Genomic DNA, 20960 nt, shown 5'->3' with positions numbered 1-20960 from the left:
CCATCATTAGGGACGAAGGGAGGCTGGTCCAATGTTGCCAGGCAAGCTGCTCGCCCAGCTGATCGACAGCAAATGGCGAGAATACAGGCATGCGGAATCGCTGCTCGAAGCCGTGCCCAATCTGGAACCGCCTTATGCCGAGCTGCTGCGGCAATGGGAAGCCGCATTCGGCAGGACGATCTCGGCCGCGCAGTTCGCCGCGCAAGAGCAGGCTGCGGACGACGCGCTGGGCGTCTACGCCGAAGCGCCGGTTAGAGAGGCAAGGCTGAGAAGCCTGATCGCCGAGTCGATGCTCCAAAGCCGCGAATTCGGCAAGCATCTGCTGCTCATGGGGAGCGGCAGCGAGGCCGTGCGGCGGTTCGGTCAGGACATTCGGCTCCCCGCCGAGGAGTCCGACCCTGTCGAGAGCGGCGATTACAGCGGGCCGGGGCCCGCGGATGCCGCTCGGGCGCCCGCCAAGAAAGCGGCAGGCAAGCCGCAAGGCAGCGTCGCAGGTGCGAATGCCGCCGCGCCCATATCCGCCGCAGCGAGCCCCGGCTCCGCGCCCGTACCGATCGGCGGCCACAAGCTGCCGCCGCTGCCCTACGCCTACAATGCGCTGGAGCCTTACATCGACGAGACGACGATGCGCATTCACCACGACAAGCACCACCAGGCCTACGTCGACGACCTGAACAAGGCCGAGCTCAAGCTGGCTGAGTCGAGGCGCAAAAACGACTTCGAGCTCGTCAAGCATTGGGAACGCGAGCTGGCGTTTAACGGGGCCGGCCATTACTTACACACCTTGTTCTGGGACACGATGACGCCGGGCGGGGGCGGCAATCCGACAGGCCCGCTCGCGGATCAGATCGCGAAGGACTTCGGCAGCGTCGACGCCTTCAAGCGGCAGTTCTCCGAAGCCGCGGCCAAGGTCGAGGGCGGCGGCTGGGCGATTCTCGTCTGGAGCCCGAGAGCGCACCGCCTGGAGCTGCTGACCGCCGAAAAGCACCAGAACCTGTCGCAATGGGATAACGTGCCGATCCTCCCGCTCGACGTATGGGAGCACGCCTACTATCTCAAGCACCAGAACAAGCGGGCCGACTATGTAAAAGACTGGTGGAACGTCGTGAACTGGCCGTACGCCAACGCCCGCTTCGAGGAGGCGCGCAAGCTGAAGTGGCCGCCTTACTGAAGGCGCCCAGGACGCAAAGAAAGGCAAAAGCCCCGCCGTACCGAAGCTTGCGCTCGGTGCAGCGGGGCTTGCCTTTGCTTTGCTGGAGGACGGACGTGCGCGAGTCGGAAAAAGCCCGCCGTCTATTTACTGAATCAAGTTCGCTTTTTGCAGCATTCTGCGAACGGCCGTGGCCAGCTCGGCGCGCGTCATGTTCGCTTTCGGCGCGAGCTTGTCCGCCGTCTGACCGGCGATGACGCCGGAAGAGACGGTAGCCGCGATGCCTTCCTTCGCCCAGGCCGATGCCTGGGACGCATCCTTGAAGCGGCCGAGCAACCCTGCCGCTTCGCCGGCGCCCGGCGCCGCGTCCGCGCCGGCCAGCTTCATCGCCTTCGCGAGGATGACCATCGCCTGTTCGCGCGTGATCTTGTCGCCCGGGCCGAATCGGCCGTCGCCGTAGCCGCCGATCAGTCCGTAGCCGACGGCCGTGCGGACGGCATCGTAGTACCACGCCTGACGGGAGACGTCGGCGAATGCCGCCCGATCGTCCGCCGAGGCTGTAAGTCCGAGCGCCTTGACGAGAATCGACGCGAACTCCGCCCGCGTCATCGGGCCGCCAGGCTTGAATGTGCCGTCCCCGCCGCCCGATACGATCAGCCTGGAAGCCAGATCGCCGATCGCTTCGGCCGCCCAGTGACCCGCGGTGTCCGGGAACTTGCGTTCGCCGCGGACGATAGCGTACAGGCTGTTGGTCATACTGGACATTTGGCCGAAGTACTGTCCCTCTCTGACCGACACCTTGGTCGGCACCTGGCGCAGGCTGCCGTCCGCCTCCAGCACGACCGCCGTCGTGAAGTCTTTTTCGGTCATGCCCGCCGGCAGCGGAATCTCCCGAGGCGCGAACGCCGCCAATCGTTCGATCGGCTTCGTAACGCCACCCGCGCCAGCCGCGAGCGAGAAGCTCGCAGGCGCGCCGACCAGCGCGATGCCCGGGCTGTCGCCGGCCTTGCCGGCGAGCGCCAGCTCGGCGTCGGACGGCTTCGCGACCGATAACGTGATCGCGATATCCTTGAGCTCGCTGGCTGGGTATGCCTTGCGGAGCGCCTCAAGATCGACAGCCCCCGCCGGCAGGGTATATCGGCCGGTATCCGTTTCAATGTCCAGCGCGACGTCCTTTTCCTGAAGCAGCCGGACCAGATCGGCGTCGAGCCGGAAGGACAGCTGTTTGACGTTGCCCTTGATCGGCAGCGAGAGCGTCTTGCCGCCGTTGCCGATCGCCGCGAGCAGCGCTTCGCGGACCGGTTTCGCCAAGATATCCAGACCGCCGTCCGTTTTCTTGATGTCGGCCTCGATCAGGCCTTGCGTCAATGCGCCGCCCAGCAGGATCGGCAGCTTCACGTTGGCGCCGCCTTCCCCGACGTCCAGCGCGACGCCGCCGACGACGATGCTGCCGTCCGGCCCGCTCGGCTTCGCGACGGATTCGTACACGTACGCTCTGGCCGGCGCAGATACCGCCGTCGCCAGCTTCGGCGCGTCGGACGTCCGCTTCGCCACGACGACGCGGTCGCCGTCCTTCGCTTCGATGACGCCGTCAGCCGGAAGCGCGCTCCACGACGAGATGTCCTGCTCGAACACCGGGAGCTGAACCTGCTTGGCGTCCGCATACACTCTGTACGCCAGCTCGCTGCCGGTCATATTGCCCCCGTGTCCCTTGTCGGTGACGATGATCCGCGTTTCGCCTTTTTTGCCGGTGCCCGCCGTCGCCGCGCGGATCGTCGCCATATCGGTCGGCGCGGATTCGCCTTCCGCCGCCGCGACCGCGACGACATCGGTGCCCGAGATCGACAAGCCTTCCCACGGCTCGTAAGCGGCCGTGATCAGCGCGCTGCCGGCCTTGCGGCCCGCCAGCTTGCCGTCCTCGGACAGGTTGACGTTGGCGTCTCCCATATCCACGGTGAAGCTCAGCTTCGAGCTGTCCGCCTTCTCCTCGCTGCCGTCCGTATACTCGACGACCGCTTCCAGTTGAACGGGACTGCCGCCGGCGACGAGCGCGGCCGGCAGCTTCAGCGTCAGCTTTTTAGGCAGCTTCAGGTCGTCGTTGAACGCTTCGACGACGGCGCTGTTCGCATTGCCCGCGGCATCCTTCGCTTCGATTCGCAGCGCAACCGTCTTGGAGGAAGACGTCACCTTCACATCCTTCGCGAACTCGCCTTTCTCGTTCGGCTTGAACGCCGCCAACACCTCGTCCGTGTCTGCGTTCGTCACGGTCAGCGCGGCGTCCGTATTCGTCGTTCCCTCTAGCGCGAGCTTGCCGCCGGCGATCCGATAGCCACTATCCGGCGTGTCGAGATAAATCATCGGCGCCGTCGTGTCGACCGTAAGATAGAGCATCGTCACGCCGTAATCGCCGGTCGTTTTGTTGCGCGCATGCAGCTCCACGGCATACGTGCCGTCCGTGTCGAAGCCGGCCAGCGACAGCTTGCCGCTGCGGCCTGTGCCCGTCAGCTCGACGCTGCCGAGCGCGCCGCCGTCCACGTCGACAGCCTCGACGACGACGCCGGCCTGATCCGCGCTCAGCGGGATTTCATGCTTGCCGCCCGCGACCGTCAGGTCGTACCGTCCGTTCGCGACCGGCTTGCTGCCGATCGACAGCGTCGGCTTGGACGGCTTCGGCAGCAGCTTGCTGCCGGAATAGACCGTCTCCGAGAAGCGCATATTGTCGCTCGCGCCGTCCTGCTCGTTCGGCACCCGCACCGTCGTTACGCCGACGCTGTAGGTTTTGCCCGTTTCCAGACCGGTATAGCGATCCTGCACGTTCTCCATGACGATGTTGTCGTTCGCATCGCGCACGAGCGCGCCCTTGTCGTCCAGCTTCGGCTTGCCGACGAGCGTCCAGCCTCCGACGCTAAGCCGGTACCGTCCGTTCTGCAGCGAGCTCTCCAGCTGGTCCTCGGTGTACATCACTTCGCCGAAAGGCTCGTACAGCTGCCCCTTGTCGTCCAGCGCCGTGACGAGATAGCCGTACTGCGCATCCTCCTGTCCGCTCTTCTTGACCGCCTGCGGGAACTCGACCTCGAATTGGCCGTTGCCCGCCGCCTTCAAGCCGACCTCGCCGACCGCCGAAGGCGCCAGACCGTCGACCAGCTTGAAGGCATCCGCCGACGTGCGGGCGGAAAAGGCCGTCTCCGTCTTCAGCTCCGCGCGCAAATAGTAATCGCCTTGGCGCAGCAAGCCCCGGATGTCGGCGCCGTCCAGCGAAGCCACGCTGCGCACGTCGATCGTCACCTCGCCAGAGGCGGTGCCGTCCGGACCGATGTCCCCGGCCTTTACGGCAATGTCCCTGGCGATCAGCAGTCCCGGATCGACCGACACCGTCGGGTCCGGCTGCTCGGACAGCTTGTCCTTGGACAGATACAGGCTGACGGTATCGCCCGGCGACGCGTTTTTCACCGTCCAGCTCGCTTTGAATACGTCCTTGTCCGACTGCGTCTTGATCGACGTATCCGTCAGCGACGGCTGAACCGGCAGATTCAGCAGCTTCGTGCGAATTTGCTGATCCGACGTCAACGTCCAACGGCCGGTCTTGGCCTCGTCGGCCGGAACCGCGACGTACAGTCTGCGCACGTCCGTGGATTGCAGCGCCTCCTGCTTCGTCGCCTTTGTGCCGTCCGGCTTGACGTCGCCTTCCTTGACGGCTTTGACGATTTGCTCGAAGGCCGTCGCATTCGGCGTCGCGCCCGGATTCGCGACGTCACCGACGACGATATCGTAGCTGCTGCCGTCCGCCCGCTTGAACGTCAGCTTCGGACGCTTCGTCTCGAAGTATTCGATCTCGAGCAGCGCGTCGCCCGTCACCTTGTCCATCGGGATGCTATGGATCTTGGAGCCGTTCGACGTCGTGATGCCGCCGACGCCGATGTTCTGCGAGCCGTCGTCGATGATGTCGACGCCTTCGCCGACCGCCGTGTACTTGACCTCCTGACGGTCGGGCTCTTCGTTTTGCCAGGATGTCGCGACGACGCTCGCGCCGTTGCCGATCGCCATCACCCGCGGCCCGAGCTCCGGATCCTGGACGAGCAGGTACATGAGCGCGTCTTTATCTTCGACGGAGCCGTTCGTACCGAATTCGATGCCGCCGCCCCAGTAATACGTAATGCCGAGCGTCACGAACAGCAGGGTGATGCCGGCCCATACTTTGTCGTTGTTGGCGCCGGCGCGCACGCCGAAGCCGATGCCGCCGACGACCGGGACGCTGCTCGGCACTTGAATCTTCGAGCTGATCATGCCCTCGAAGTCCGTACGGTGCTTCTCCAGGTTTTGTCCGATGAACAGGCTCGCTTTGCCGACGATGATATCCCATCCGCCGATGTCGACCGTCGCGCGCGCCGTGAGGAACATCGGGGTCACCCATTGGGTCTGGACGAGCGCCTCGGTCAGCATCTTAAGAACGTCGTCGCCTTCGCCGAGCCCGAGCGAGCCGGCGACCTTGAAGCCGGTCGTCTTCAGCGTGAGATCGACCGCGCCGCTGAAGACGGCGGGCTTCACGCCCATCTTCATGTCGATGCCGGCCTCGAGCGTCAGCGGCACGTTGCGCTGGCCGCCCGCGATCGTGTTCGCGAGCTCCCGGATCGCGCCGCGGATGGCCGTAATATAGGTCGCGACGCCGACGGCGACGCCCGGATCGGGCAGATCGCTGCCGAAGGCGATGACGTCGGGCAAGATGCGGCCGTCCGCCACCTGCTTGAACGCCAGCTCCGCGTTAATCGACATGATGTTTTCCAGCTTGGCCTCGAATTCGATGCCGTAGGTGTTTTCGACGCCGTACTTGTTCGGATCTTTGAAATGCGTAATGTTGATGCCCCCGCCGATCGAGTCGTCGCCGTCCGGCTTGAACAAGCCGATCGACTTGTCCAGCTTGAACTTGAGCGAAGCGTCGATGCCGACGAAGCCCGACTGATTGAACATGACGTTCTTGACTTCCCCGTCTACGATATACAGCTTCACGGCGCCGCCGAACGACACGCCGTCTTGCCGCAGGATGAAGTCGGACAGCTGCAGGCCGAAGCCGGATACGGAGAAGCTCGGCGTTGCGAACAGGGTATGCTTGTTGAAATAAACGTCGGAAACGAGCAGGTTCTGGTACGGGTTGATCGCATCTCCGATCAGGCCGTTGGCCCAGCTCAGGTTGCCGTTCACCGAATCGTCCTGCGGGTTGCGGGCCTGCTCCCACTCCTCCTGCTCGGGCGACTCATCCTTTAAGCCGGTGCCCAGCGTTTTATCGAAGCCGTTGTAAAAATCGATCGTCCATTCGCCCTTGTGGAATACGAACCCGCTGTTCGCGACACTGAGCGTGCCGTCGCCGGACGCGTACAGCGCATGCAGGAACGGCGTGTCCGTGCTGACGCCGATGCGCGAAGCGAGCGCGAAGTCGCCGGCGGGGAACGTCAGATCCTTGCCCTTGTAGGCGACGCTCTTGTTGATGATCGCAGGCTCCGTGTCCGTGTTGACCGTGTACTGGGCGTTCTCGCCTTCGCCGGACAGGACGATGTTGCCCCTGACCTCGAGCACGATCTCCTGTCCTTCGTCCTCCGCCTGAAGCGAAGCCGCGAACGCCGCGAATTCGGCCTCCGTCGCGAAGGCCTTAACGCCGTATACCGGCACGGCGGCCATGTCGACCGCTTTGTCGAGGCTGAGCTTCGGATTGATGCGCTTGGCAGCCGCCGCGATCGCCTTGCTGGCCGCGCTTAGCACCGCTTTGTCCGACGCCAGCTTGGATGTGAACTCGCCGTCGCCGAGTCCGCCGTAGTCGGCGGGCAGCGCCTCGGCGAAATGCGCCTTGTCCGGGCTGCCCGTCAGATCGAGCAGCATCTTGTAGACGGCCAGCACGCCGGCCTTGCGGACGCGCGTCTCTTCGTTCTGGCCGACCTGGAACGTCTGCGTTGTCGTGAAGCTCAGCGCCTCCGCGACGTCCGGGACCGACTTGTCCTTGAAGTCTACGGACACGGCATACTCGCCGAGCGGCAGCTCCTGCGCATTGACCGTCCCGATCGGCAGTCCGTCGGCGTCCACCTTGTCTCCGCCGCGGAACGCGATGCGCATATCGCCGGCGAACCCGTTGCCGAGCGGCTGCGTCTTGACCGACTGGGACACGGGGACTTTGTAGCGGTCGCCGTTTTTAACGTTGACCAAATAAAGATCGAAGTTCGCCGCCGCGCCCGTTTCTTGGTTGCCCGGATCATAGGCTGCGATGTTCGACACATTCAGCGAGATCAGTTTGTCGTCCTTATAAAATGTTTCCTTCGGCGTCATGCCGTATAAAATCGTCGGGCGAAGCTCGCCCACCGGCGGCAAGAAGACGAAGTTCGACTTCGACGACTCGTAGATCGCGCGGATCTCCGCCTCCTGCTCCTGTCCGGCCTCGGCCGCTTTGTCCTCGAGCTTGGCTTCGGTCTCCGGGCTGCTGACGGTGACCAGGTACTGACGCGTCGTCGGCCAAGGCTTGCCGCTGGCCTTGACGCGCCATTTCGCGGCGATCGTCTCTCCCGGCTTGTAAGGGATGACTTCGATGCCCTGGGCGGCCTCCTCAGGCGGGATTTCCTTGCGGAACTCCATCGTTTGAGACCTCGCGCCCAGCTCCTTGCCGTTTTCGTCCACGAACGACAGCCCGTTCTCGAGACTGATCGTGACCTTGATCTTGCTATGCTCCATATCGAACATGGCGAGATTCTCGATCTCCGCGTTGATCTCGAAGATGCCGGCGCCGACGTAACCGGTCTCGTCCGCGTTCGTCTCCAGCTTCTGTACCGGATCCAGGTAGCGGATGTCGAACACCTTGTCCGGCGCGACGATCTCGCCCAGGCCGTATACGACCTCGAACGTCTGGCTCTCTCCCGCTTTGATCGCTCCCGGCTGCCAATAGTAGGCGACCGCGGTGTCCGCGGTTCCGTACGCGTTCGTATCGGTCGTGAAGTCCAGATTTTCATTCGGCTCGTAAGCCCACTTGGTGGCGGCCAACCCGCTCCAGTGACCGACGATCATCTCGTCGACGATATGGATGCCGCCCTCGAACAGGTTGTTGAAGCCGTACGCGATCACGTTCGTCGCGAGCGGATTGGACAGATCGAGCTTGTCGCGCATGACCCAGTAGGCGGGCAGCTTGTGCAGGTTGTACGCCTGCTCGTCCTTTTCGATATCGTAGCCGAGCTTCTCGGGCTCGTGCACGAGCTTGCGCTCGACGGTCAGCGGCTGCCGATAGTTCTGTCCGATCTGAAAGGCAGGGCCGTCGTTGCCGCCGACGGACGTGTCGAGCAGCACGCGCGTGCCGACCTCGACCGTCGATTTGGTCGTGTTGTCGACTTTGTAAGCGATGCGCGCATTGCCGGCGTTCTCCAGATCGTCGCCCAGGATGAGGGTGATGGCCTGGCTGATCCGGATGCCCTTGATCGTCCATACGGTGATTAGGCTTTCGGTGCCGTCCGCGTTGCGGACGCTCTCGGGCGCGCTCACTTCGGAAAACCATTCGGGCGCCAGCTTGTACGGGTTCCCGAAGATGAAGTCGATGCCGTCGATCTTAAACGTCGTAAAGGAGCTTTCCGGATTGTCTCCGCCGAACGTCAGCTCCGTGCCGTTGTCCTTCTTGCGGATCGGCTGCCCGTCCACGGTCCGGACGCTGAACCGGCCTGTCGCGTTGTCGACGGTCGCCTTGACGAATTCGTTCTGGATGGACGTCGTCTTCGGCGCGGCGACGACAGCGGCGATCGCGTGCAGCGGGATGCTCGAGAGCAGCATCACGACGGCTACCACGGCCGCGATCGCTCTGTACGCCTGTTTCTTCATTGCAAGGTCTCCTCTTTAGCCGCTATATGCTCCGTTCCCTCCGGGAGACGCGGCTTTCGAATGGGTTGATCGTTTGCTTACCGGGTGAATCGTTTGCTTGCGTTCGCTTACTTGACCTTGCTGACGAGCAGCGTCGCGTAGATTTGCTCCCGCTCCTGGTTGCGGACGATGATCGTATACCAGCCGGCTTTCGGCAGCTGTACGGTGAAATTGCCGTTTAAGAGCTGCTCGTAGGTCAGCTTCGCGGCGATATATTTCAGTTGGCCTTCGCGCACCAGACCCGGCACGTACAACAGATCGAACGTACCCGCTTCGTTCTCGAGCTTGCCGCCGTTGCCGGTGCGGACGATGCCGAAGTTCTCCACCTTAAACGTCACGGTCGCCGTGTCCAAGATTGCCGTCTCCGTCTCCGCCTCGGAGAGCGGGACGCCGTTCGCGGTGACGAACATACCGTCCGTCGCGGTGACGTAGACGAGCTGCGTCGCATAGCCCTCGTTGCCGACCTGGTCGACCGCGACGTACTTCACGGTGTGCTTGCCCGGCTTCGACAGGTCCGGCGCGATGTCGACGTACTGGCCGTTTTCGAGCTTCTGCTCGACGACGCGGACGACAACGTCCTCGGCCGCGGACAGATTGTCCGACACCTCGTAGCCGCCGAGATCGGCGATGACGTCAAGGTCCGGCTTGTTTTGCGCAAGGGAGACCGACGACTTGTTCAGCTTGATCTCGGGCGCCGTGTTGTCCAGGCCTTCGATCGTAAGCGTATGAACGTAGCGGTTGCCGAGCTTGTCGGTCAATACGAGCGACTGCTTGCCGTTGTCCGAATAGTTGCCGCGGAAATCGGATACCGGCACGCCGCCGGCGAATACCGTATTGCCCTGCACGGGCGGCGACGCCAGCTCCAGCGAGACGCCGATCTTTCCTTTGGAATAAACCTTTCCGGCGATGGTGACTGTCTTTCCGCCCGGAACCGCGTTGCCATCCGCGTCGATCCGGCTCGTCGTTACGCGCTTGATTTTCGGAATGGCGCTTGCCACGCTTGTCAGCTTCGCCGATTCGACCGTCGTCGAATTGCCCGCCGCATCCGTAATCGTGAAGGTTGCTGCCCCGTTCTGACGGACCACGATCGAGGACTTATTGGTGCCCGCGCTGTTGCCGACCACCTGATAATCCTGCTGCTGTCCCGCCTTCGGTCTGACCTCGGCCACGACAAGATTGGAAGCGATCACGTTTTCCATCGTCGGGAACGCGTAGAACTTGCGCTCTCCGGCTTCGTCATAGCCGCTGCCGGTGCTGTCGACGACGACCTGCTGGCCATCGAAGGAGACAAGGGCGAGCAAGTCGGGGGCGGCGTAATGGAGCACGACGTCCGCCTCCGGCGGCGTATTGTCGATGTTGTTCACGACCGCCTCTGCCGTACCGGTGAACCCGACCGCATCCTCGTATTCGAACGTAAAGGAGCCGTTCTCCTTAAATGTCTTGGTCGAAGTGTCGAGATTCGTGATGCGGATCGGCTCGCTCGACTGCAGGCTGGCGACGACGCTGCCGCTCGTCACGGCGATCTTTGAGTATTTGACAATTACTTGCGGCGGCGTGTCGTCGAAGTTGGATACGACGATGAACACGGTAGACGACTTGCCGCCGTCGTCTACGGCGAACGAGTAGCTGCCGTTCTGATAGACGCGATACCGCTTGCCCGCCTCGATCGTCTCCGGCATCTCCGGATTGGCATCCGTCGGCGCCAGCGTCTTGCCCTCCGTCTCTTCGAATACGATGTCGAGCCCGTCGTTCTGCCCGCCGTCTGCGCGCTTGTCGCCGCCCCGGACGGGCTCGATCTTGTCAAGCGATGCGAGGGCGTAGGCAGGCGCATCCTGCAGACGGACGCTCGGCGAATAGAGCTCGCTGATATTGGTGCCGTAATAGCCCTTGAACTTTACCTTGATGTTGTTCTTGAGATCGGTCGTATTGTTCGTGTCGACCGGTACCCCGACGTAGTTCGTGTAAGGGCGCCAGGTGCTCCAGTTGTCTCCGCCGTTCGAGGAGACGGAATAAAAGTAGCCGACCTGCGAAGGCACGTCGATGCCAAGCTGGAGAATGGCCGAGTAGCCTTCGGTCCTGTCTCCTGCGACATAGATCAGATCCGCGCTGCCGACCGGCGGCTCGTCGCTGAGCAGGAAGGTCGCGAACACGCCGCCCGTCTTGTAGATCTTGCCGTTGCCGAGACTGTCCTTCGCATACACGTAAAGCCGGTAGTTGCCGTTGTCGGCCTTGTCGTCAACGGTCAGCTTGATGTCGCCGTCCTCCGGCGACTGGCGCCAGCCTTCCGAAGCCTCGGTCGGCGCTTGCTCGGTCTCGCCTTCTTTAACCTTGATCCACTGGTACAAAATGTTCTTGCTCGCGACGCCCGCGAAGTCGACGAGCGTATCCTGGGCGGCGATCATCACGCTCTGCTCCGGCATCGGATACAGATAGCCTTGCGAGCCGAACGTTACGGTCGGCGGCAGATGGTCGAACTTGTATTCCTGATAGTAGTAATAGTAGCGGTTCATATTCTTTTGCTTGACCCGAATATGCGCGTATATGGTACCGTTTTTGGTTTTATCGGCCGGAATCTGATATTTGTAGCCGGTCTCGCCCTTCAACGTCGCGTCCTCAGGCGCAGCCGAGATGGTCTGCCACCCGCCGTCCGGGCGCGAAGAGGCATCCGTGTATTGATACTCCACCGTATCGACCGGAACGCCGGCGATCGTGAAGTGCGGCCCCTCGTTGATTGCGTAGGTTCCCGGGTAGGTCTCGTACGCGTTAAAAATGACGAGCACGTCCGCTTCCTGCAGCCGGGACTCCTTGACGTTGCCGGCAATATCGGTGGCGCGGACATACAGGGCGTACTTGCCGCCCTTGTCGATCGCGGGATCGCCGAGTGTCGCCACGGTCGCCGAGCCTTGACCGCTCAGGGTCGCTTCCTGCCAGCCGTTAGCCGTCGGGGAGGCGTCCGCCTTCACGAACTGATATTGCACCTTCCCGTCCTTGATCGTCGAGGTCGGGTCCCACGCTTTGAACGTCAGACGGACGTTGTCCGTCATGTTGTCCGCTACGCTGCCGGCTTCGATCTCGGGCAGATCGTTGTCGAGCGTGATCGCCGCGCGGTGGTACGACCAGTTCGAGTCGTCCCGGCTGAAATCGGACAGCGGCCATTGCGCCAGATCGTCATACTGCGCGAGCTTCGGCATGATATTTTGACGGAAGTTCGTCTCGGACTCCGCCGGCGTGGCGTCCGGGTGCTCCGTCAGATATGCCGCCCGCTCCGCGGCGCCCTTGTCGTACTGCGTCAGCTGCCGGGCCGAATCCCAGGTCATGTCCGCGGTCCACGTATGCAAATACCAAGTACCGCTCTGACCTTGCGCTTCCGGCGGCAGCGATACGGTCGTGCCGTTTTGCCCGACGCTCAGCTCCACGTTTTCGAAGCCGCTCAGGTACAAATCCTCGGACGGCTGCTTTTGCGTCAGCGAGTAGCGCTTGACGGCGGCGAAGTTATCGTTCTTGTTCGCGAACGGGTCGTCCGGGCTTTGGCTCAGCCAATAATACACGAGCCCAGAGCCGCTGCCGGGCCGGAACAGCCCCTTGCTGGGCTGCCCGTTCAAGTCGGGATCGTAGGCGTTGATCGCGAACGAGCCGCCTTTGACGTACTGTCCTTCCGGCACTTCTGCGCCTTTTTCGTTTTTGTATACGTAATTGACGACCGGCGCCGTATTGTCGATGGACAAGTCGGCCCATGCGATCGACTTGACCGACTCGATCAAGTAGTTATGCGCATAGTCCCACAGCGCCTTGCCGTCGCCGGGATTGGACGGATGCTCGAGCGCCTTCGTGTTCAAGGCGTTCGTCTCGACCGCCTTGCCGTCCGGCACGACGGCCGTGAACGTCCAGACGTCGCTGTTCGAGCCGCCTGAATAGGGGGCGGTCATGCCGTTGGCGAACGACAGTTCCGTCGACTCGAGCGGCGCGTTGGCCGCGACGACCTTCTCGTTCAAGTTGACGTTAAAGCTGATGCTTCGTCCTCTGTTCAAGACGAGACCGGTGAGGATGTTCGGCTGAACGCCGTTGCGGACGGCGGAGTATTGCGGCGGGCGGGCGTCGACGATCGTCCGGTACGTGCCGCCCGGCGCCGCGTTGTCCGCCAGCGGACTCGTGCCGATGCTGCCGAGCGTCTGCACCGGGTTGCCGGCGCCGTCGACGAAGGCCGCATCGTTGATCCGCTGCAGCAGCGTCGGACGCTCGTCGTCGGTCGCCTTGGTCAGACGCGCAGGATCCAGCGGTACGTTGCCCGTGCTGTCGTTGGCCGCGGCGATGTATTTCATGTTGAAGGTGGTTCGAGAATGTTCGTTTAAATTCAGCGAGTTGAAGGCGTTGAAATTGACCTTGCCGTCGGCGCTGGCGTCGGCGCTCGCCAAATAATAAACGGAGGGCGTAAAGCCGTCTCCGCCCGGATTGCTGTACAGCTCGGTGCGCATCAGGCTATACTTGCCGTCGACGCGATCGGAAGCCGCCTCGGCCATCGAAGGGAAAACGGGCTCGCTGAAGTTCAGCGCCAAGTTCATGGAGGCATCCTGCTTCAGGAACAGCTCGTTTTTCTGCACGGCGGGATCGTCATTGAAGCGGACGGCGCCGTCGGTCGTGAAAGTGTTGCCGTTGTAGGCAGGAGCGTCGATGTCGGCGAAGTAGAGCTGGACATCCTGGATGACGCCCGCGCTGATTCCGTGGAAGAAATATAGCGTGATCGTATCCGTAGCCCCGAATGAAATCCAGCCGGTATTTATTTTTCCTCCGTCGTCGATGGTACCACTCGCCTTGGAGCTCTTGTTGATAGAGACGCCGTACGACAAGTGCCATCCGTCAAGCTTCCCTGTCCGCAACATGAGCTTTGCCGTGCCGCCCTGCGCGAGCCGATTGAGTGAGGGATTATCGGCGACCTTTATTTCGGCCTCGAAGACGTTTTGCTCCCAGCTTGCAAAGTCGATCGAGCTGTTTGTAAAGGACTTAACTGTATTTTGCGTCACCGTCGCACCTGCCGCCTTGGCTTTGAACATGCCGAAGCTATTAGCCTCGTCCAGGACAAAGCTGTTGCTCCAGCTCGTCATATCCTCGCGATTGACGATCTTGCCGCCGCTCGGGATATAAATATCCATATAATCCGGCGTCGCAGCAGCCGCAGACGGCAGCGAACCCCCATAGCCCAGCGGCCAGGACAAAGCGACGGCAAGCGCGGCCGCCATTATTTTGCTGAATATCGATTTTCGTTGCGTCATTACCCGTTACCCCCTGCAATCCTTTTCTTCTTCCAGTTCCGTTCCTTCGTCTTCATACCACCCGACGCATACGCCATACTAAATATGGAAAGTTCATACTGTACACCAGTTTAATTTATGACACTTAAAAAACGCTAAAAAATAAGGTATAAATTACCTTTTTTAAATGAATTGGCGGCACCGCCTATCGACGGCTCATCCGACAGCCGGTCCGATGGGCCCGCGTTATCGCCACCAGCTAGCGTCGCCCGCATATCGACATCCGCGTATCTCCACCCCGCATATCGCCACCCGCGTCGTTCTTTCGCCACAATACCTGCACATATACATCTTTTTCTACCGATATCGACTCTTTTGTACAAAAAGGATGCCAAAATGCAGTTATTTTCCTTCAGCAGCCGGATTTCCGGCTTGCGCATTGCAATTACCTGCATATTTGCAGGCATTTCACCACTTGTCGCGGGTCGGCAGAAAATACCTGTACAATTGCAGGCTTTTCGTCCTGCCAAACCTCCGAAGCAACAAAAAACGTCAGAAACCCGCGCGGACGCGAGTTTCTGACGTTTGGTGAACCCGATTTTGCAAATGCAAGGTTATGGATTAGTATGGATCAACGCCGCATACATGACCGAGCGGTTCCGCCCTTCCTCCTTGGCCTGATACAGCGCCAGGTCCGCGCAGTGTACGACCTCGGCCGTACTCGCGCCGTCTTCCGGATAGGCGGCGATGCCCAACGACAGCGTGACCGGCCTGCCGATCGGCGCGTCCTCTACCATAAGGCCGATACGGATGCGCTCCGCGAGCTGATAGGCCAGCTCTTTGTCCCCGTAAGGCAGCAGCAGCACGAACTCCTCGCCGCCGTACCGGCACGCATAGTCGCCGTCCCGTTTACCGGCGATCAGTCGCGCAGCCAGGAAGCGCAGCACCTCGTCGCCCTTGAGATGACCGTACGTATCGTTGACGGACTTGAAGCGATCCAGATCCATGAGAATGACCGCATAAGGCATCTGCTGACGATCCCATGAGGCAAGCAGCGAGTCGAAAAACCGTCGGTTGTGCAAGCCTGTAAGCGCATCCGTCTGAGCCTCGAGAGAGAGCGCCTCCGTGCGGTCGCCCATCACGCGGAAGGCATCGATCACCGCTCGGTTCAATTCGTTGGCTTCGTAGATCAGATGATGCCGCAGCCGTAGAGCGGGAACCTTGTCCGTCTCCCCCTTATTAAGCAGGGAGGCATAAACCGCCAGCCGGCGAAGCGGAAAAGCGAGCCGGTGCGATACGCCGATGACGAGCAGCGCGAGCAGCAGAATAAACGGCATGGACACCAAGGCCATGCGGGCCACGATGCCCCTGACGCTGTCCGTCACCGTTGCGGCAGGCGTCTGGGAGACGATGCCCCATTGCACGGACGGCACGATGGCGTAACCGGCGAGCATCGGGACACCCTTGGTGTTCACGAGCTTCATATGACCGCCTTTGCCCGCCATGATCTCGGCGACCGCGGGATTCGACGCCACGTTGTCCCCGATCCGGACCTTGTCCGGGTGATAGATGATATTGCCCATTTTATCAACGACGTAGTAATAGGAGCCGTTGAGATTCGAGCCTTGCTTGCCGAGAATCTTGTCCAATACGTTGCTGCCGTGCAGGTAGATCGTACCGCAGATGAATCCGCGATAGGTCCCGTCCCCGTCGAAGATGGGGTAGCTGACGAGCACGATCAGCCGATTGGTGACGGCCACGTAAGGCTCGGACACAAGCGGCTTGCGCTCCTTCAACGCCTGCTTGGAGGCAGCCGACTTCAACACCTGTCCGACCAGATCCCCGTTGTCCGGCGAGGCGGCAGTGATCTTGCCGTTCTCGTTCACAAGCGCCAGCGAGTTGAAAAACGACATGCTGCCCCTGACGAAATTCAGCCAGGTGCCCGCCTGCTTGTCCCTATTTTCCGCACTTGAAAAGTGGGCGCCCGCCGAGTTTAGAGACTGCTTCATCGAGCCGAAAATCGTATCGACGGCGACGCTCAGTTCGTTGGCCGTAATCTGGTTCAGCTCAAGCGTATTGCGCGACAGCGAATCCTTTTGGGCCTCGAAGCCCACGATCGTGTTCAGCGCAGCCGTCAACGTAACGGACAGTACGACGACGGCGGTGAAGATGACGGAGAGATGGATCCCCTTGCCCCGCCAAAACCTTAATCTATGCATGGACGTTCTCCAGTCTTTAAAATAGCGGAACGCGTCTCTTTTTAACAGCTTTCGACAACAATCCAACGAACCGTATTCTACCACACATTGATAGATCAATATAGTTAAAGTAAAAAACAACCATGGACCGAAGCAGGCAGCTTCAGACCATGGTTGTATGGCGCAACGGTTATGCGTGCGTCGAATGGAAGATCGGCGTTACAGCGACCAGTCTAGCTTGACTTCGCCGCCGGTGCGCGACGATTCGTAGATTGCGTCGATGATCAAGTTGCTGCGCAGTCCGGTCTCGGCCGACGTAATCGGCGTCTGTCCGGTGCGGACGCAGTCGATGAAATGACGGCTCAGCTTGACGCGGGCTCCCTCGTCCTCGATCGGGGCGATGAGCGGAATGTCGACGGGCTGGTCGAAGCGTTCCGTGAGGAATTTGCCTTCGTTTCCCTTAAGGAAGGCGCCGCCCTCGGAGCCCATCAGGTGGACGAACGGCGTGCTGTCGGTGTCCATGTGGACCGCCCAGCTGACTTCCAGCGTAAGGGACGAGCCGTCCTCCATCTTGATGATCGCGGTCGCCAGATCCTCGACGTCGTAAATGCCGTTCCAATCCGGCTTGCCCCAGCTGCCGATTCCTCTCTTGCGGGGACCGAACTCCGCATACGTCGAGCCGTATACGGACACCGGCTTGGGCTCTCCCATCAGGAAAAAGGCCAAGTCGAGCATGTGCACGCCGATATCGATCAGCGGTCCGCCGCCGGACTGCCCATGCTGCGTAAACCATGTGCCCCATCCCGGGATGCCTTTGCGACGATACCAACCGGTCTTCGCCGTGTAGATGTGTCCCAGCTCGCCGCGATCGATCTGTGCCTTCACGAGCTGCGGGAGCCATTCCCAGCGCATCTGGTGAGCGACCATGACGGTCTTGCCGCTCTTATGCTGCGCCCGCACGATGTCCTTGGCCGCCGCCGAGTCGAGTCCCATCGGCTTCTCGACCAGCACGTGCTTGCCGTGCTCGAGCGCGCTGATCGTCAGCGACGCGTGGCTCTGGTTCGGCACCGCCACGATGACCGCATCGATGTCGAGACGCTCGATAAGCGCCTGCGGCGTCGGGGCAACCGACTCGATGCCGTACTGCTGCGCCCTGGCTTCCGCCAGCGGCAGATACGTATCGGTAATGGCGACGATCTCGCAGATTTCCGCGAGCTTGCCAAACTCTTGAAGGTGAACGTTGCCAATATTGCCTGCACCGATCAAGCCGATGCGAACTTTATTCGAATTTCCCATGATAGCCTCCAATTGGACTGCTGTTTTCAGTGCTTGTGATACCGCTATCATAGCTCAATTCAACCGGCCCTGCGATGAGCGATTTAGCCCTGTTTTTATCCGTGTTAGGCTTCGTTCGCCAGCATGAGAAACGGATTGCATATTTATAAATATTTATGTATATTTATTCTTATCGAGTTTTATTTACGGGAAGGGAGCGTGCACCGTGCGCGATGACATCCTCGTCGTAGAGACCAAAGCGCTTAACGCCTGGCCCGCCCTGCAGCAGATGTCGCATGACGGCTGGCTGCTCAGGCAGTCCAAGGGGTATACGAAGCGCTCCAATTCCGTGCAGCCGCTGCGGACCGAGCCTGACGCGGACCTCCGCGCCATGGTCGGCTATTGCGAGGATGCGTATCACCGCGCAGGTCTGCCGACAATTTTTAAAATTACGCCGCTGTGCGGGCCTTGCGGGCTCGACGACCGATTGGAGGAATATGGATACGCTGTGGCAGATCGCTCCCAAGTCCTGACCCGATCGCTAGACGAGACGCATGGCGAAGCTTCCATTGAAGGGCTAAGCGTCGACGGCGGACTGACGGAGGAATGGATGACCGCGGCCTCTGCGATACTGTCGCTCAAGCCGGAACAGCAGGAGGCGGCTTTCGCCATGCTCGCGGACAGTCCGCTCCGCAGCGCTTTTTTCCTCCTCCGCTCGGGAGACGAACCCGTCGCAATCGGCATCGGGGTCGTCGACGACGGGTATCTGGGGCTTTTTGATATCGCGACGTCCCCCGCCTATCGCAACCGCGGCCTCGGCGAGCGGCTCGTCAGGCAAATCCTCCGCTGGGGACAATCGCACGGCGCGCACGCGAGCTATCTTCAAGTCGTGGAAGGCAACGCGCCCGCGCAAAGCCTGTATGCCAAGCTAGGCTATAAGAGGCTCTACGATTATTGGTACCGCGTGCGGTGGCCGTGATCGTCTTTATGCAAAAGCCGCGTTACCGACCGCTGTATGCGGCCGATAACGCGGCTTCATTTGTCTATTCCTTCAGCAGAGAGAGAAACTCGGAGCGGAGCGCGGAGCTGCCCCGGAATTGCCCGCGTACAGCCGAAGTGACGGTCTTGCTCCCGTACTTTTTCACGCCGCGCGCGCACATGCACAGATGCTCCCCTTCGACGACGACCATGACGCCGTTGGGCTTCAGCACGTCGTCGAGGATGTCGGCGATCTGCGAGGTGATCCGCTCCTGAACCTGGAGCCTGCGTGTCACGGCTTCTACGAGGCGTGCCAGCTTGCTGAGGCCCGCAATCTTGCCGCTCGGGATGTAGCCGATGTGCGCTTTGCCGAAAAACGGCGCCATATGGTGCTCGCACTGGCTGTAGTATACGATATCCTTGACGATGACGAGTTCCTCGTGCTGTTCGTCGAACGTGACGCCCAGCGCATCGCGCGGATCGATCGCGTAGCCCCCGAAAATCTCCTCGTACATGCGCGTGACGCGAGCGGGCGTGTCCAGCAAGCCTTCACGCTCGACGTCTTCGCCGATCAGCTTGAGAATCTCGCGGACGTGATGCTCTACCTGCTCGCGGTTACGCGTGACGTTCGTATTCAGATAGTCCTTTAGACCGGCCATCTTATACCCTTCTTTCATCCTTGGCGGCCGCTGCAGGCATGCCCGCGCGCCGCCTATCGATTATCTGCGGGGTTTGAAATTTTGATTCTGATTTTGGTTTTTCATCATTTGCTGCGCCTTCTGAAGCTGCTGCTTGTTCATATTGTAACCCATCTGCTTGGCCATCTTGGCCAGCATGTCCGGATTGTTCTGCATCTTCGTCATCTGGCTGCGCAGATAGAATACGCCGCCGAGGAAGCCCAGCACAAGTCCGACGATCAACGTCAGAACCGGAATCAGAATATCCCAAAAACTCATCTGCCATACCTCCAAATTTTACGCATGAATGCGTGTATGCGATCCGCGCGAAATAGCGGGACAGCCAGCCTATAATAGCATGAGCCCCGCGGGGGAATCAACCGGCGATCGCAGGCGGGACCTGGCCCTTACGGCTTGGGCCGGATTGAGTCCGGCTCGAATCCGGATTCGATCGGGCTCAAGCGCACAATTAATTGATGACTCCTTCGATGAACAGCGTCGGCAGCCTCGCCAGATCGAGCTCGCGCGCGGCGGAGGACTCGCCTTCCCGGGCGATGACGCGAACGATCGGCCTGCCGGGCAGCCCTCTGTGCTGGGCCACGACGATGCCGATTAGCCGGTTGGACAGCCTTACCGAGACGCCGTTCGGGTAGACGGACACGATCTTCAAAAACTCGATGAGCGCCTCGCGATCGAGCGTCGTGTCGGAGAGCGCATGAAGACGCTCGATGGCCTCATGCGGCTGCAAGCGGGGAAGCTCGGCCGTGCCGTGCACGAGATTGTCGTACATGTTGGCGACCGCGGTGATCTTGGCGTAAATATGGATCTCTTCGCTGGTTATGCCCCTGGGCTGGCCGCTGCCGTCCGGCGCCTCGTGGTGCTGAAAAGCGACATGGGCGGTCAGCAGACTGTATTCCCGCTTCAGCTTGAGCAGCTCGAAGCCCCGCCACGCGTGGTGCGAACGGCCTTCCTCTATGCCGTGCGCCCCAAGCTTGCCGATGTCGTGCAGCAGCGCGCCGATCGCCAGCTCCTTGAGCTGCAGCATGTTCAGTCCCATGTTGACCCCGACCATCGTCGCCATCATGCACACGTTCATGCTGTGCATGTACTGGGCGTTGTCCGCAGTGCGGATGTCCGAGAGCTGGACGAGCACGTTCTGGTTGCGCAGCACGTCCTCCATCAGTTGATCGACGGACATGCTGATCGCCCTCGCGCTGAATTCCTTGCCGGAGCGAAGCGCGTTAAAAGTGTCCGACATCTGCGCGATGACCGCCTGCTTGGTCTGCTCGGACAACACCTCGTCCAGCTGGATCTCCTGAGCCCCCGGCTCCGAGATATAGACCATCGGCACACCGAGCCTGCGGAGCGTGCTGATCATGAATACGGTCAGCTGCACGCCCGCCGACAGAAGCACCGTACCGTTTTCCGAAAAGAGCGTTTTGCCGAGCAGTTGCCCCGGTTCGAGATTGTCGATGTCAACCAGCTTCATATCTCATGCTCTCCTGTGGATGCGCCTGACGTAAAAGGCTGGATTTTCTTCCTATATGAATATATTATCCGT

General features: G+C 61.0%; 9 protein-coding genes. 2 read left to right on the top strand and 7 right to left on the bottom strand.

Annotation, left to right across the window (positions count from 1 at the left end; translation table 11 throughout):
• Positions 1-31 precede the first annotated feature (31 nt).
• Positions 32-1171, top strand: coding sequence for a superoxide dismutase (locus ACFSR7_RS15370; RefSeq protein WP_378162945.1), 1140 nt, complete (start codon positions 32-34; stop codon positions 1169-1171).
• Between the two features lie 126 nt (positions 1172-1297).
• Here ACFSR7_RS15370 and ACFSR7_RS15365 read toward each other — a convergent pair whose 3' ends face one another.
• The 4 genes from ACFSR7_RS15365 to ACFSR7_RS15350 all read right to left on the bottom strand — a co-directional run bounded on the left by ACFSR7_RS15365 (position 1298) and on the right by ACFSR7_RS15350 (position 17765).
• Complete coding sequence (locus ACFSR7_RS15365) at positions 1298-8986, bottom strand: S-layer homology domain-containing protein (RefSeq protein ID WP_378162942.1); 7689 nt, start codon at positions 8984-8986, stop codon at positions 1298-1300.
• 107 nt (positions 8987-9093) lie between these two features.
• The gene (locus ACFSR7_RS15360; RefSeq protein WP_378162940.1) at positions 9094-14292 is read right to left on the bottom strand and encodes a hypothetical protein; all 5199 of its coding nucleotides are present in this window, start codon (positions 14290-14292) and stop codon (positions 9094-9096) included.
• Positions 14293-14885: 593 nt separating this feature from the next.
• On the bottom strand, positions 14886-16490 hold the full coding sequence (locus tag ACFSR7_RS15355) for a sensor domain-containing diguanylate cyclase (RefSeq protein WP_378162938.1): 1605 nt from the start codon (positions 16488-16490) through the stop codon (positions 14886-14888).
• A gap of 198 nt (positions 16491-16688) precedes the next feature.
• Positions 16689-17765: a Gfo/Idh/MocA family protein gene (locus ACFSR7_RS15350; RefSeq protein ID WP_378162937.1), complete on the bottom strand. Its 1077-nt coding sequence runs from the start codon at positions 17763-17765 to the stop codon at positions 16689-16691.
• Between the two features lie 205 nt (positions 17766-17970).
• On the opposite strand from ACFSR7_RS15350, the gene ACFSR7_RS15345 reads away from it, so the two are divergent.
• Complete coding sequence (locus tag ACFSR7_RS15345) at positions 17971-18723, top strand: GNAT family N-acetyltransferase (protein ID WP_378162935.1); 753 nt, start codon at positions 17971-17973, stop codon at positions 18721-18723.
• A gap of 64 nt (positions 18724-18787) precedes the next feature.
• Here ACFSR7_RS15345 and folE read toward each other — a convergent pair whose 3' ends face one another.
• The 3 genes from folE to ACFSR7_RS15330 form a co-directional block, all read right to left on the bottom strand.
• Positions 18788-19381 carry a GTP cyclohydrolase I FolE gene (gene folE / locus ACFSR7_RS15340; RefSeq protein ID WP_090109012.1) on the bottom strand — a complete coding sequence of 198 codons (594 nt, stop codon included), beginning with the start codon at positions 19379-19381 and terminating at the stop codon, positions 18788-18790.
• A 60-nt stretch (positions 19382-19441) separates the two neighbouring features.
• Positions 19442-19678 carry a YneF family protein gene (locus tag ACFSR7_RS15335; protein ID WP_282911016.1) on the bottom strand — a complete coding sequence of 79 codons (237 nt, stop codon included), beginning with the start codon at positions 19676-19678 and terminating at the stop codon, positions 19442-19444.
• 190 nt (positions 19679-19868) lie between these two features.
• Positions 19869-20888: an HD-GYP domain-containing protein gene (locus ACFSR7_RS15330; protein WP_378162934.1), complete on the bottom strand. Its 1020-nt coding sequence runs from the start codon at positions 20886-20888 to the stop codon at positions 19869-19871.
• Positions 20889-20960 lie beyond the last annotated feature (72 nt).

This window comes from Cohnella sp. GCM10020058 (assembly GCF_042683485.1).
Classification (GTDB): domain Bacteria; phylum Bacillota; class Bacilli; order Paenibacillales; family Paenibacillaceae; genus Cohnella.
The sequence above is the reverse complement of the archived record's forward strand: the minus strand, read 5'-3'. Positions and strand labels throughout refer to the sequence as shown.

Coding starts and splice junctions, on each gene's coding strand:
- ACFSR7_RS15335 (WP_282911016.1), bottom strand. CDS start 19,678: ATGAGTTTTTGGGATATTCTGATTCCGGTTCTGACGTTGATCGTCGGA.
- ACFSR7_RS15350 (WP_378162937.1), bottom strand. CDS start 17,765: ATGGGAAATTCGAATAAAGTTCGCATCGGCTTGATCGGTGCAGGCAAT.
- ACFSR7_RS15365 (WP_378162942.1), bottom strand. CDS start 8,986: ATGAAGAAACAGGCGTACAGAGCGATCGCGGCCGTGGTAGCCGTCGTG.
- folE (WP_090109012.1), bottom strand. CDS start 19,381: ATGGCCGGTCTAAAGGACTATCTGAATACGAACGTCACGCGTAACCGC.
- ACFSR7_RS15360 (WP_378162940.1), bottom strand. CDS start 14,292: ATGACGCAACGAAAATCGATATTCAGCAAAATAATGGCGGCCGCGCTT.
- ACFSR7_RS15370 (WP_378162945.1), top strand. CDS start 32: ATGTTGCCAGGCAAGCTGCTCGCCCAGCTGATCGACAGCAAATGGCGA.
- ACFSR7_RS15355 (WP_378162938.1), bottom strand. CDS start 16,490: ATGCATAGATTAAGGTTTTGGCGGGGCAAGGGGATCCATCTCTCCGTC.
- ACFSR7_RS15330 (WP_378162934.1), bottom strand. CDS start 20,888: ATGAAGCTGGTTGACATCGACAATCTCGAACCGGGGCAACTGCTCGGC.